This window comes from Bacillus atrophaeus (assembly GCF_001584335.1).
In the GTDB taxonomy this organism is placed as follows: domain Bacteria; phylum Bacillota; class Bacilli; order Bacillales; family Bacillaceae; genus Bacillus; species Bacillus atrophaeus.
In genome coordinates, this window is record NZ_LSBB01000019.1 from 161,998 (window position 1) to 175,619 (window position 13,622).

Genomic DNA, 13,622 nt, shown 5'->3' on the forward strand with positions numbered 1-13,622 from the left:
TCACACCTCGTCTACTTCCTAGTATTCCGTAACCATGGATGAAATATTTTACCGAGAATCGGCATTACTACCCATGATAGCAAGGACACTATACATACAGAAACAAAAAAAGCTGACATAATAGGATTCATATTTTTTATTATAGGCCCTATCACTATAGGAACCAACATGCTAAGAGGCCATACACCAAGAACGGTACCAATAGACATTTTCCATTTTGGCGGTGGAACTGGCGTTTTCGGAGTAATAAACCAATAAGCCAAACTGCTTTCAGTTTTGTAAGTTGGATTAGTGGCTTGAAATGGTTCTGCCTTTTTTAACAAATCTCGACGAATATCTGATTCTTGCCAAGCACGCAGATGGCTCATACGTATCGAAGCGAAAAACAACAGTATACTCTCTGGATCCGTTATTGGGGACTATTAGATTTACGCCTAAATGCCCTGGAAATTTAGTAGCGGCAGCTTCGATTTCATGTCTCCACGTTTCAAACTGTTTTTCTCTGCCTTCTTGAATTTCCCATGTAACAATCGTTGTTACTGGACCACCAGCATCCATAGTGTTCCCTGTATGAGTTACTCCCACAGTTACTCTTTCTTGATTCATATTTTCCTGCTTGGAGGCGCGCCATGTACCATAGTATATGCGTATTCCACGCCTTGACCATAAGCGCCAGTGTGTTCTTTTACAATTTCCATAACAGCATCATAAGTGTCTTTGCGTGCCCAGTCACGTTGGTATTCAAGTAAAACTTGAATTGCTGTCACTGGAATTGCTCCAGCTTGTTCTACACGACGCATAGCAGCGTTATGTGCTGTCAAACTAGTACCACCTGAAGCATCATCAACTGCATAAACTTCAAAGCCAGCTTTAATTGCTTCAAGCACAGGGAATGCAAGGCAAACTTCAGTCCAAAGTGCTGCAAATATCAATTTCTTTCTACCTGTTGCTTTAACTGCCTCAACAAATTTTGAATCTTCCCAAGAGTTCATTGAACTACGTTCTATAATTTCATGGTTTGGGAATATGTCAAGAATTTGCGGCCAGAAATAACCAGAAAAGCTTTGTGTTTCAACTGTAGTAAGAATAGTAGGTACGTTAAAAGCTTTTGCTGATTTAGCAAGCAGCATAACGTTATTCATTAATGTTTGCCTGTCAATGCTTGCAACTCCAAAAGTCATTTGAGGCTGAAAATCGATCAAAATTAATGTACTGTTCTCCGGAGTTAACAATTCTAAATTACTCATAATAAAACACTCCTTTTTTAAAACTTAAAGGCAATTATTAGTTTCAGTTGTAATCGTAAAATTAAGCCTTGCTATACTTCTTATTTAAAAAGGAGCGCTGATTACATCAGCGCTCAATTTATGCATTTTGTTTACTAAGATCTCGCTGAGCTCCCTTATAGCTTCCAATTACATTTTGATAACCAGGAAGTTGACTAGAAAGTAAATTGCCAAAGCCCTCTACATCGTTACGCCAATCGCGTTGTAATTCGCATGCTACGCTAAACCAGTTCATAAGCTGCACACCGCCATGAGCCATACGAGTTAAAGACGCATCTGCCACTTGTTTGCTGACTGTTCCAGAAGCATCCGTAACAGCGAATACCTCATACCCTGCCTTAATAGCCGAAAGTGCAGGGAAAGCAACGCAAACATCCGTAACTACACCTGCGATGATAAGTTGTTTTCTTCCAGTTTCTTCGATTGCTTTAACAAACTCTTCATTATCCCATGCATTAATTTGTCCAGGTCGTGCTATTTTTGGCGCGTGAGGGAAAAGCTCAACCAATTCTTGCATCAATGGCCCGTTAGGTCCGTTTTCAAAGCTTGTTGTTAAAATCACAGGTAAATCAAAAAACTTAGCTGTGTTAGCAAGAGCCATAACGTTGTTCTTGAATTCATCCACACCATAATCACGCACTAAGCCGGAAATAAGGCCTGTTTGATGATCCACTAAAAGCACGACAGCATCATCTTTGGAAATACGAGAATATAAATCAGACATTCTAAAGTCCCCCTTTATTAAAGTAATCGAAGAAAGTTTATGTATTGGAAAATCCATCTTAAACTTCTTCATTAGGTACAATCAATTTAGCACTTAACTGATTGCTTTATCAGTTTAATTATAAACCGATTAATTGTCAATATTATTCATAAAAGTTAGAAAAATGTACATATTCTTAAAAATACTGACCTCCTTCTATTAATCTGGAACAAGACTGTGATCGATCCAATTTACAAATTGGTGTAAATAACTCTGAAGGTAGCGTTTTGTTCTTTCATCAGTAAGTACAGCATCAATCTTTTCATGTACTTGTGAAATGAGAACCTTCTGAAATGGAAGAACAGGAACATGCATTGTTTCTAGTATTTCTCTAATTTGCATTTAAGCATAGACAGTCCCTACTCCCCTGGAGTTGCTCCAATTAATCCAACCGGTTTTCTGCTCATAACAGAGGATTCTCGAGGTCTCGATGCCCAGTCTAATGCATTTTTTAATACGCCTGGAATTCCAGAATTATACTCTGGGCTCACGATCATAATACCGTCAACACCCTGAATAGAAGATTTAAATGATGTCACTGTTTCTGGAGCACCACCTTTTTCCAAGTCTTCGTTAAACAAGGGAAGCTCATTAATCTCGATCCAACGAAATTGGATGGAATCATCCATATCCATCAATGATTGAGCAATAATTCGATTATAAGAATCTTTCCGTAAGCTACCACAAATAAGTCCAATGGTTTTGGTTACATCATTTCCTCCCTTTTGAAATTAATCACTATAATACCTCAATATTACAAACGAAAGAAGTGACCTTATACCTGATCCCATTGCCATCGAGCAATCATTCTTATTTTAAATGTGAACTATCTATTTCTAGATATTTCACCTATAATACTGGTTTCTCCGTATCCAAGTTGGACGTATTTAAACTTGACTTTACATCAGTTTATCCCTAGACTGATTGAAATAAAAGATGAATGAGGTGACATTCATGAAAGAAAACATAACAAATCACTCCTCATCTAAAAAAGAGGAACGAATAGGTTTAATGTTATGGTTCCGAATAGCTCGAATATATAACCAGAGTATACGAGAATCCAATCAGCATTTGAAAAAGTGGAATCTATCGACAGCCCAATTCGATGTCTTAGTTCAAGTGGGTTCTCATGACCGATTATCCCAACAAGAACTAGCAAACAAGCTTTTGGTTACGAAAGGAAATATTACTCAACTGTTAAGTAAAATGGAAGCATTAGGGCTAATTAAACGAGAACAAGAATGGAAAACCAAATACCTTTCATTGACTAAGGCAGGAAAAGAGTTTTTTTATGAAGTTGTTCCGAAACAAGAGCATTTTCAGGCATCTCAATTTTCCAACTTGAATTACAAGGAGAAAAAGCAACTTTTAAATTTACTTAGGAAAATTCAAAAACCATAGGAGATATTAGTCTATCAGTCCTGCTGTTAATAGTGCCTGTAAACTATGGTTCTTCGATAATAAAGGTACAATAATTACAGCCTCAACTATAAATTTTTTAACCTTCAAAAATATAGAAAAAATAAACGTTGACAGAAAATTGTATACGTATTACAATTGTCTCATATTCAAGATATTCAAATTAAAGATATTTAAATTTTGGAGAGAAAATGCATAAATTTTCCCTTTCTAGTATTGATGAAAACATCTAAAGTAGTTCATGAAAGAAGAAATAACAAAAAGCAACCTAAATATCACAGAGTTTTCTGTCTTAGAGGTCCTTTATCAAAGAGGGAAACAAACGATTCAACAAATTAGAAAAAATATATTAATCTCAAGTAGTTCAATGACCTATATTATAGATAGTTTGGAGCAAAGAGGTCTATTAAGTCGAAATACCTGGAGAGAGGATCGCCGAGTGATACACATTACATTAACGGAGACTGGAAATGAATTAACGCAAAAAACTATGCCTAAACATCATGAGGTAATTGATAATATGTTTGATTCCTTAAGTCCTGATGAATCGGAGACATTGGTTCATCTTTTAAAAAAGGTAAAGAATAAAGTTTAGCTCTCATTTTTTTTAATAAATTATCTCGAATTCAAGATAAAAATATTTAAGGGGGATTTAAAATGCTAAGTGTCGGTTTATTAATCATTCGTTTAATCATTGGTTTACTTTTTGTTGGTCACGGTGCTCAAAAATTATTTGGTTGGTTTGGCGGTCATGGTTTAAAAGGTACAGGAGGCTGGTTTGAATCCATTGGCATGAAACCTGGAGTAACGGTGGCTCTGTTAGCAGGATTATCAGAACTTTTTGGAGGAATTATGTTTGCATTAGGCTTTTTAACTCCCCTTGCAGGAATCATCATTGCAGGAACAATGGTAATGGCTATTGTAAAAGTACATGGAGCAAATGGACTATGGGTAACAAACAATGGATACGAATATAACCTAACTTTACTTGCTGTTACAATAGGTATTGCTTTAACAGGTCCTGGTCAATATGCTGTTGATACATTTTTATTCTAATATATCTCGAATTAGAGATTTTCGATCACGAAATAAATATTATCAAATCCATATTTTGTAAGCAGTATATAGTAACCTTTCAAGCCGTTTTAATTAAATAATTAAGTTTTAAGAACTATAACAGAGGAGTGTTAAAAATGAGTAAAAAAACAATGGGTATTCACCACATTACAGCAATCGTAGGGCATCCACAAGAGAATGTCGATTTCTATGCAGGCGTGTTAGGTTTACGTTTAGTTAAGCAAACCGTCAATTTTGATGACCCTGGTACGTATCACCTTTATTTTGGCGATGAAGGTGGTAAGCCGGGAACCATTATTACGTTCTTTCCATGGGCAGGTGCTCACCAAGGTACAATAGGAGGCGGTCAAGTAAGCGTCACTTCTTATGTAGTGCCTAAAGGTGCGATGGAATTCTGGGAACAAAGACTAGAAAAGTTCAACATTGTGTTTACTAAAGTGGAACGTTTTGGAGAACAATATTTAGAATTTGACGACCCTCACGGCCTTCACTTGGAGATTGTTGAAAGAGAAGAAGGAGAACTCAATACATGGAGCTTTGGGGATGTTACACCTGAAGTCGCTATTAAAGGGTTTGGGGGAGCAACCCTGCTATCAACTCAACCTAATAAAACAGCAGAATTACTCGAAAAGGTAATGGGACTTAAATTGGTTGGTAAAGAAGGAGATTTCGCTCGCTATCGTTCTACAGCTGATATAGGGAATATTATTGATCTTAAATTGACTCCTATCGGACGTGGACAAATGGGAGTTGGCACCGTACACCATATTGCATGGCGAGCTATTGACGATCAAGACCAATTAGACTGGCAAGAATATATTGCAGCAAATGGATATGATGTCACACCTGTACGAGACAGAAATTATTTTAATGCGATTTACTTTAAAGAATATGGAGAAATCCTGTTTGAAATTGCAACTGATCCTCCAGGATTTGCTCATGATGAATCAAAAGAGACAATGGGCAAAAATTTGAAGCTTCCATCACAATATGAGCCTCATAGGGAGAAAATTGAACAAGTGTTACTGCCGTTTGACGTAAGAGAACTAGATTAATCTTGTGAAGGGAATAACTTCTTTGCTTTCAATTGAGCCAGGCTCTATGTCTGAAAGATAAATTTATAAATTTTTAATAGGAAGCATTATACCTAGACCAATTGCTTTTGTCACTACGATTTCAAAAGATGGAGTTTTGAATGGTACGCCATTTAGCTACTTTAATATTGTATCATCGACCCCTCCTATGATTTCGTTATCTATTCAACGATCCGACAGGAAACAAAAAGATGCAGCGAGAAATATTATCGAATCTAAGTAATTTGTGGTTCATATTGTTGACGAACAAAATGTTGAGAAAGATACCTTACCGCAAGTAGAGGTTCGTGTTCTGGAGGGAGATAAATAATGAAGCATATTTTCAATAAAGGGAAAGATTCAACAAAACCGACATTATTATTACTTCATGGTACTGGTGGAAATGAATTAGATCTGTTGCCTCTTGCGGGAAGAATTGATGATAAAGCTTCTGTCTTAAGCGTTCGAGGCAATGTATTAGAAAATGGAATGCCACGATTCTTCCGCAGATTGGCTGAAGGGGTATTCGATGAAGAAGACCTTATTTTCAGAACAAAAGAATTAAATGAATTTCTTGATGGGGCAGCAGAAAAATATAGTTTTGACCGCGATAATATTATCGCCATTGGCTACTCAAATGGGGCAAATATAGCAGCTAGTTTATTATTTCACTATAAAAATGCCTTAAAGGGTGCCGTTCTTCACCACCCTATGGTACCGAGAAAAGGAATTAATCTACCAGATTTATCAGGTAAGTTCGTGTTTATTGCTGCTGGAACGAATGATCCAATATGCTCGCCAATGGAATCAACTGAACTTCAATCTTTATTAGAAAAAGCTAATGCAACTGTAGAACTTCATTGGGAAAACAATGGTCATCAATTGACAATTGAAGAGGTAGAAGCTGCAGCCCAATGGTATCAAAAAATACAGTCAAAATAGTATGAATAAGTAGATGTGACACTATGCCTTATGATAAACGAAAGCATGATGTGGAATAAAATTTGACTACTATATTCCCCCATATCCAAAAACCCTTTGCTCAGCATTAGCAAAGGGTTTCCTTTTATTACAGGAAATTCAACAATAATAGTTAACATAAAGTAACCTCCAATTGTCTCTCGTGAGATTTACGGGAAGCAATTTACAGAGAATATAAAAAAGCACCCCATAAAGAGTGCTGACTTTGTAATGCTCTATTGATATAAAAGCCATTTTATACGCCCGATTGAAGCAATGTAATGTAGCATGATAAGACAAAAAAAGATGATACTAACTGTTTTTAAATTACCTGTTTCTGCTGGCCCTGCTTTTGCTGCTATTCCTCATAATTCATCCATTCTAACCGTCAATTCCTCTCTTCAAATTCACAAAAAGGCCGTATTCTTACTGGTTTCTTTTACTTTCTTCATAAAACAGCTTAAGTAGTTCTTCATTCTGTCTATGAATTTTATGCACATTCTTATTAATCGTTGCCAATTCCCATATTACTGCTATTCCAAGAATGATTATAAGAGACGAGAGGTCCATTCTAATACCCCCTATTAAGCTTTCTGGAATTCAAATTTCCCATTTTGGCAGAAAGATTTTTTCTTTGGTAATAATTATTTTGAATTAAACCGTACATTACTAAAAATGTTCCCAGCAATTCGAATGGTGTAATTGTTCCTCCTTGTAAAACAACAATCGCTAATGTAGTGATTGGAACTAAGTTAATAAATAAAATGCCATTAATCGGCGTTAACAGTTTAATACCTAAATTCCAGCATAAAAGTGCAATGGCGCCAGGGAAAATAATCATGAAAGCCATCTCAGGATAAATATGTCCAATGACTTCTGCCGTGGGCACAGATAGGAAACCTGATACAGTGGCAAAGAATGTTACGATACCTGATATGAATGTTCCTAGAATACATGTTAAAGTCGAATAGCGAAGTGTTGACCATTCATTAAAATGATTACCGCCCATAGAATAAACAACCCAGCCTACAACTCCTATAAACATGAAAAGGATAGGCATAAAACTTTCTTTCAACGTGAAAATGAATGATAAGTTACCATTCGTTATGACAAGAATTGCCCCTGATAAAGCAATAAAAATACTTATGAAGGTGTGTTTCATTGGTTTAACATTTTTCAAAACCCACATAATAACAATGGAAATCATCGGCATTAAAGATTCCATAATAGAAGCAGCAATTACCCCACTATGCCCCATTAAATCTTGACCTAAAAAAATCAGAATATTATATACTGTAAACGCCATTGTTCCAAAAAACAACAGGCCCTTCCCTTTTCCTTCAAAACAAAACGATTTCTTCCCCTCTTTAAATAAAAGCAATGCACCTAAAATGATACTAACTGCTACATATCGCAGTAAAGAGAAATAAAAAGGATTAATATACTTTAGGGCCCTTTCTGCAACCGGAAACATGGCTCCCCAAGACATACTAGCTGTTAAACATAAAAGTGCTCCGACTAAAACTTGATTTTTTTTCATTACATTCTTTCCCTTCAAAAAATAAGTGGATTAAATTCCAATCCATATCTTATAATGAAGTTAATATCATGTAAAATAACCTATAATGAACATTATGATCATTTATAATGATATCTAAGAAAGGAGCCAATTTTATGGAACTGCGTGATTTACAAATTTTTCAGTGTGTTGCTAAAAAGGGAAGCATTAGTAAAGCTGCTGTTGAATTAAATTACGTCCAATCTAATGTAACAGCGAGGATTAAGCAGTTAGAGCAAGAATTACGGACGCCATTATTCAATAGACATAAACGCGGGATGTCATTAACTTCGGAAGGCCGCAAAATGCTAGAATACGCAAGCAAAATTTTGCTTGATTTGCAAGAGCTTAAGCGAGTATTTCTAGATAGTGAAACACCTACAGGTATATTAAATATTGGCACAGTTGAAACTGTCAGCAGCCTTCCAAAGATTTTAGCCTCCTATCATAAACAGTTTTCAAATGTTGATTTATCTATACAGGCCGGCCTAACAGAAGATTTAGTTAAAGATGTCATCGAATTTCGGTTAGACGGCGCTTTTGTTACAGGGCCGATTAAGCATCCGCAGATTCAGCAATATGACGTGTGTTTCGAAGAACTTGTTTTAGTTACAAGAAATAAAACATTCAATTTGGAGGAATTTTCGATTGAACCCTTTTTAGTATTTAGCCAGGGCTGCGGGTATCGCTCTAAACTAGAACAGTGGTTAAAAGAAGAAGAAATTATGCCTAAAAGGATTATGGAATTCAGTGTATTAGAAACAATCTTAAGCAGTGTAGCACTTGGCCTGGGTATTACCCTCGTCCCGCGATCTGTGGTCAAGCACCTTGCAGTGGATGAAAAAGTATATTTACACAAAATTCCAGAAAAACACAGTATCATTTCAACTGTCTTTATTCATCGTAAAGATACTTATATAACAAACTCACTGCAAAGCTTCTTACAAACAATTGCAGCTTATGAAGTGAATCGCTGTCACTCTGGACAAGACAAATAAATGGCCCCATAATGAGGGTTTTTTATTTTCATTTTCGGTCCTTATACGCCGGCAGAAGCCCATTCATGAAAAGGAAAAACCCCAACCGCTATGCGGTCGGGGTTTTTTGATCGTCTGATTCATCCTCTGAGTCACACCGGACAACACGGTTTTGTTCCTGCTGCTCCCAATAATCCCGCTGCAATCTTTCTTTCGCAATCGTACACAAGAGATTCACAGTGAGCTCTCCTTCCTGCTTTATAAGGTGATGATCTGTCGTGTTTGCCCTATCTAATATACTCTTTTCCTTAATGTCTATGCGCTAAACAAAAAATATCCTTTGCCGTTTAAGGCAAAGGATGTTTTTTTCTTATTTATATGTGATCAGGAAGTATTTTTTCTTCCCTCGGCGCAAGACGGTAAATTGATCTTCAATACGGTCTTCCGCAGACAGAATGTGTCCGATTTCTGTTTGGCGTTCGCCATTAATATAGACTGCGCCGTTTTTAATGTCTTCACGCGCCTGGCGTTTAGACGGGGACAATTTAGATTCCACCAGTACATCCACTAAAGTCAGCTCTTGGCTGCGTTCCGCTTCAAGCGAAGGTACATCTTTAAAGCCTACCTTTACGTCTTGAGCAGAAAGCTCTTTAATGTTGCCGCTGAACAATGCCTGCGAAATGTTAATCGCTTGCTCTAAGGCCTCACGTCCGTGCACCAGCTCCGTCACTTCTTCTGCAAGGCGCTTTTGCGCTTCCCGCTTCTCAGGCGCTGTTTCCGTTTTTTCAGCGTATGCTTCTATTTCTTCTTTTGATAAGAACGTGAAGTATTTTAAGTACTTTACAACATCACGGTCATCTGTGTTAATCCAGAATTGGTAAAATTCATACGGTGACGTTTTTTCTTTATCAAGCCAGATAGCGCCGCCTTCGGTTTTTCCGAACTTGGTGCCGTCCGCTTTTGTCACTAGCGGGATGGTGAGACCGAATGCTTTTGCCCCTTCTTCTTCTGATTTTCTGATCAATTCAAGGCCTGCCGTAATGTTGCCCCACTGATCGCTTCCGCCGATTTGAAGTTTACAGCCTTGGTCTCTGTACAGATTCAGAAAGTCAAACGATTGCAGAATCATGTAGCTGAATTCTGTATATGAAATGCCTGATTCTATCCTTGAGCTGACTGTATCTTTCGCCAGCATATAGTTAATGCCGAAGTTTTTGCCGACATCCCGAAGGAAATCAATGACGTTCATTTTCCCGATCCAGTCGAAGTTGTTTGCCATAACAGCAGGGTTTTCGGTTGCATCAAAATCAAGAAATCTTGATAGCTGATTTTTGATTTTTTGTGACCATTCCACAACAATGTCCGCCGTGTTTAATGTACGCTCGGCTTTTTTGCCGCTCGGGTCGCCAATCAGTCCTGTCGCACCGCCTACAAGGGCGATCGGATGATGGCCAGCCAATTGAAAACGGCGAAGCGTCAGAATCGGCAGCAGGTGCCCGATATGCAGACTGTCCGCAGTCGGGTCAAAGCCTGAGTATAAGCGGATTTTGTCTTCATTTAACTGTTTATTCAGCCCTTCCTCGTCAGTTATTTGCTGAATCAATCCTCTAAAGGATAAGTCTTCAAGTAAATTTGTCATAAGTATGCTGCTCCTTTTTTATCAAAATAAAAACGCCCCTTCGTTTACACGAAGGGACGATTGTTATCGCGGTACCACCCTACTAATAAGAAGAGGGCATACTCTCTCTTATCACTTTGTCTGATAACGGATCAGATCCGTTCTTTCACTACTGAAAGCCCCATCAGGCTTTGTTTGCAAAAGCGGTTCATGAGTGTATTCGAAGCATCCGTCTGTGCTGATTTTCACCGGCCATCAGCTCTCTGGGACAAAATCGGATATTCTACTTGTCTCAATCTTTACCTTTTCATATTTAGCTATTTCATTTTTATCATAAATAAAATCTGATGTCAACGTGCTTAGTCTTCCATTGTTGACAGGTCTCCAGCCGGCAGATCCAGCTCCCATGCTTTTAATACACGTCTCATAATTTTTCCGCTCCGTGTTTTAGGGAGCTTATCTTTAAACTCAATTTCACGCGGTGCCGCATGCGCCGCCAAACCTTGCTTGACGAATTGGCGGATGTCTTCTTTCAGCTTGTCAGAAGGTTCATGCCCTTCTCTGAGCGAGATAAACGCTTTGATAATTTCGCCGCGCACCGGGTCAGGCTTTCCGATGACGCCCGCTTCTGCAATCGACGGGTGTTCGACGAGCTTGCTTTCCACTTCAAACGGGCCGACGCGTTCACCTGACGTCATGATCACGTCATCCACCCTGCCTTGGAACCAGAAATACCCATCTTCATCCATGTAAGCAGAATCTCCAGAAACATACCAGCCGCCCGGCATGAAATAGGATTCGTACTTTTCCGGGTTGTTCCATATCGTATGCATCATAGACGGCCAGCCCTTTTTAATAGCCAGATTTCCCATTCTGTACGGCGGAAGTTCATTTCCTTGATGATCCACGATCGCTGCCTCTATTCCGGGGAACGGTTTCCCCATTGAGCCTGGTTTAATGTCCATACAAGGATAATTGCATATCAGCTGTCCGCCTGTTTCAGTCATCCACCATGTGTCGTGAATCCGTTTGTCAAAGACTTTATGCCCCCATTTGATGACCTCAGGATTCAGCGGCTCTCCAACACTCAGGACGTGGCGGAGGGAGGTGAGATCATATTTGCCCGCCATTTCGTCTCCCGCGCCCATCAGCATGCGGAAAGCGGTCGGCGCGCTGTACCATACGTTTACACCAAGTTTTTCAATCGTTTCATACCAGTTTTCAGGACTGAATCTTCCGCCTACAATTACATTGGTTGCCCCATTCAGCCACGGAGCAAAAATGCCGTACACCGTGCCGGTCACCCAGCCGGGGTCTGCGGTGCACCAATAAATGTCTTCTTCCTGTAAATCCAGCACCCATTTACCTGTCTGATATTGCTGAATCATGGCTTCATGAACATGCAGCACTCCCTTTGGCGTACCTGTTGAGCCCGAGGTGTAGTGAAGCAGATAGCCGTCTTTTTTGTCCATCCATTCGATTTCAAGCCTCGTGCTCTCGCCTTTCACTGCTTCATTGTAATCAATCACTTTGCCGCCGTACTCTTCCTCGCCTCCAACCACAAAAATATGCTGTAAATGCGGGAGCCGGTCAGCCGGAATTCTGTCAAGCAGTTCCGGTGTCGTAACTACAACCTTTGCCTCACTGTTTTCGAGACGGTCCTTTACCGCTCCCTCCATAAAGGCTTCAAATAAAGGTCCGGCTATTGCTCCGATTTTTATAGCGCCTAGCATAATAAAATAGAGCTCAGGCGTTCTCGGCATAAAAATAAAAACGCGGTCCCCTTTTTCCACATTTCCATACCGCTTCAGCACATTCCCGGCTCTATTGGTTTCGTCCTTCATTTCTTTAAAAGTGTATTTTTCTTCCCGTTTTGCATCTTTGTAATAAAGCGCTACTTTGTTCTTTCGAAACGATTCGGCGTGACGGTCGATCGTTTCATAGGCTGCGTTCAGCTTCCCTGTTTGATGCCAGGAGAAATTTTTCTCTGCTTCTGCCCAGTCAAAATGCTGATATGCTTCTTCATAATTTTCTAGGTTATAATTCCCTTTCACAACTGGTAACGCTTTCAATTCCATGCAAAATTCCCCCTTTGCGTAGTTGTCAACCCCATTATAGTATACATTCACATTTTTCTCAATTTTTAAAATATATTATTATATATATTGAAAACGCTTTAATTTTTGATATTCTTAAAAGAGAAGTGCTTTTTAACCACAACCGATGGGACGGTGAATAAGTGGAACATCATAAAACATACCATTCTGCAGAAATAAAAACAGCAACAGGCGCCTTAGTCATCGAAGGGCCTATTTCGCCAGAGATTTTAGCAAGTTATGAGTTTCATGAAGGTCTGACCGCGTTTCGTCCTCATCATGAGCAGCACGAAGCATTAATTGACATTGCAGGGCTTCCTGAAGGGCGGATTATCATTGCCAGAGACGGGCAGACCGTCGTAGGTTATGTCACGTATTTGTATCCTGACCCGCTGGAAAGATGGTCTGAAGGGAAAATGGAGGATTTGCTTGAGCTGGGAGCAATTGAGGTTGCCCCGGCCTTCAGAGGGGCTTCTGTCGGGAAGACGCTCCTGACAGTCAGCATGATGGATGAGCAGATGGAAAACTATATCGTGATGACTACCGAGTATTACTGGCACTGGGATTTAAAAGGAATGAAAAAGGATGTGTGGGAGTACCGCAAGCTCATGGAAAAAATGATGAATGCAGGCGGGCTGGTCTGGTTTGCGACTGACGAACCGGAAATCAGCTCACATCCGGCAAATTGCCTGATGGCCCGAATTGGAAAAAATGTGAGCCAGGATTCGATTGAGCAATTTGACAGACTGCGCTTTTATCATCGTTTTATGTATTAACTGACACAGAAAAAGGGGA

General features: G+C 39.2%; 13 protein-coding genes, 3 pseudogenes and 1 other annotated feature. Of the genes and pseudogenes, 8 read left to right on the forward strand and 8 right to left on the reverse strand.

What is annotated here, in order from left to right:
* Positions 1-11: 11 nt before the first annotated feature.
* The 4 genes and pseudogenes from AXI57_RS13135 to AXI57_RS22370 all read right to left on the reverse strand — a co-directional run bounded on the left by AXI57_RS13135 (position 12) and on the right by AXI57_RS22370 (position 2,747).
* Positions 12-606: pseudogene (locus AXI57_RS13135) on the reverse strand (antibiotic biosynthesis monooxygenase).
* Complete coding sequence (locus tag AXI57_RS13140; RefSeq protein ID WP_061670327.1) at positions 603-1,247, reverse strand: hydrolase; 645 nt, start codon at positions 1,245-1,247, stop codon at positions 603-605. The pseudogene AXI57_RS13135 and the gene AXI57_RS13140 overlap by 4 nt, the downstream one beginning before the upstream one ends.
* Positions 1,248-1,365: 118 nt before the next feature.
* A complete protein-coding gene (ycaC, locus tag AXI57_RS13145; protein WP_003325057.1) occupies positions 1,366-2,010 on the reverse strand; it encodes an isochorismate family cysteine hydrolase YcaC in 645 nt (214 codons plus the stop codon).
* 198 nt (positions 2,011-2,208) lie between these two features.
* Positions 2,209-2,747: pseudogene (locus AXI57_RS22370) on the reverse strand (NADPH-dependent FMN reductase).
* A 256-nt stretch (positions 2,748-3,003) separates the two neighbouring features.
* Between AXI57_RS22370 and AXI57_RS13155 the strand changes: the two are divergent.
* From AXI57_RS13155 to AXI57_RS13175, 6 genes and pseudogenes are all read left to right on the forward strand, one after another.
* A complete protein-coding gene (locus AXI57_RS13155) occupies positions 3,004-3,450 on the forward strand; it encodes a MarR family winged helix-turn-helix transcriptional regulator (protein ID WP_003325056.1) in 447 nt (148 codons plus the stop codon).
* Between the two features lie 259 nt (positions 3,451-3,709).
* A complete protein-coding gene (locus AXI57_RS13160; protein WP_061670328.1) occupies positions 3,710-4,063 on the forward strand; it encodes a MarR family winged helix-turn-helix transcriptional regulator in 354 nt (117 codons plus the stop codon).
* Positions 4,064-4,125: 62 nt separating this feature from the next.
* Entirely contained in the window at positions 4,126-4,524 is a 399-nt protein-coding gene (locus AXI57_RS13165) for a DoxX family protein (protein ID WP_003325053.1), read from the forward strand.
* A 137-nt stretch (positions 4,525-4,661) separates the two neighbouring features.
* Entirely contained in the window at positions 4,662-5,600 is a 939-nt protein-coding gene (locus tag AXI57_RS13170) for a ring-cleaving dioxygenase (RefSeq protein WP_061670329.1), read from the forward strand.
* A 61-nt stretch (positions 5,601-5,661) separates the two neighbouring features.
* A pseudogene (locus AXI57_RS20945) lies at positions 5,662-5,859 on the forward strand (flavin reductase family protein); the annotation flags it as partial.
* 89 nt (positions 5,860-5,948) lie between these two features.
* Positions 5,949-6,560, forward strand: a complete 612-nt coding sequence (locus tag AXI57_RS13175) for an alpha/beta hydrolase (RefSeq protein WP_061670330.1) — start codon at positions 5,949-5,951, stop codon at positions 6,558-6,560.
* A gap of 589 nt (positions 6,561-7,149) precedes the next feature.
* Here AXI57_RS13175 and AXI57_RS13185 read toward each other — a convergent pair.
* Positions 7,150-8,118: a DMT family transporter gene (locus tag AXI57_RS13185; protein ID WP_061670332.1), complete on the reverse strand. Its 969-nt coding sequence runs from the start codon at positions 8,116-8,118 to the stop codon at positions 7,150-7,152.
* 134 nt (positions 8,119-8,252) lie between these two features.
* Here AXI57_RS13185 and AXI57_RS13190 point away from each other — a divergent pair, with 134 nt between their 5' ends.
* Positions 8,253-9,134 (forward strand): LysR family transcriptional regulator, encoded by an 882-nt coding sequence (locus AXI57_RS13190; protein WP_061670333.1) that lies wholly within the window; start codon positions 8,253-8,255, stop codon positions 9,132-9,134.
* Positions 9,135-9,222: 88 nt separating this feature from the next.
* Here the strand turns inward: AXI57_RS13190 and sr7p are convergent, their stop codons facing one another.
* The 3 genes from sr7p to acsA form a co-directional block, all read right to left on the reverse strand.
* Positions 9,223-9,351, reverse strand: coding sequence for a small protein SR7P (gene sr7p / locus AXI57_RS22295; RefSeq protein ID WP_255265369.1), 129 nt, complete (start codon positions 9,349-9,351; stop codon positions 9,223-9,225).
* 132 nt (positions 9,352-9,483) lie between these two features.
* Complete coding sequence (gene tyrS / locus AXI57_RS13195; protein WP_061670334.1) at positions 9,484-10,752, reverse strand: tyrosine--tRNA ligase; 1,269 nt, start codon at positions 10,750-10,752, stop codon at positions 9,484-9,486.
* Positions 10,753-10,801: 49 nt separating this feature from the next.
* Positions 10,802-11,040: a binding site (T-box leader), on the reverse strand.
* A 50-nt stretch (positions 11,041-11,090) separates the two neighbouring features.
* Positions 11,091-12,809 carry an acetate--CoA ligase gene (gene acsA, locus AXI57_RS13200; protein ID WP_061670335.1) on the reverse strand — a complete coding sequence of 573 codons (1,719 nt, stop codon included), beginning with the start codon at positions 12,807-12,809 and terminating at the stop codon, positions 11,091-11,093.
* Positions 12,810-12,970: 161 nt separating this feature from the next.
* Between acsA and AXI57_RS13205 the strand changes: the two genes are divergently transcribed.
* Positions 12,971-13,603 (forward strand): GNAT family N-acetyltransferase, encoded by a 633-nt coding sequence (locus tag AXI57_RS13205; protein WP_061670336.1) that lies wholly within the window; start codon positions 12,971-12,973, stop codon positions 13,601-13,603.
* Positions 13,604-13,622: the final 19 nt, after the last annotated feature.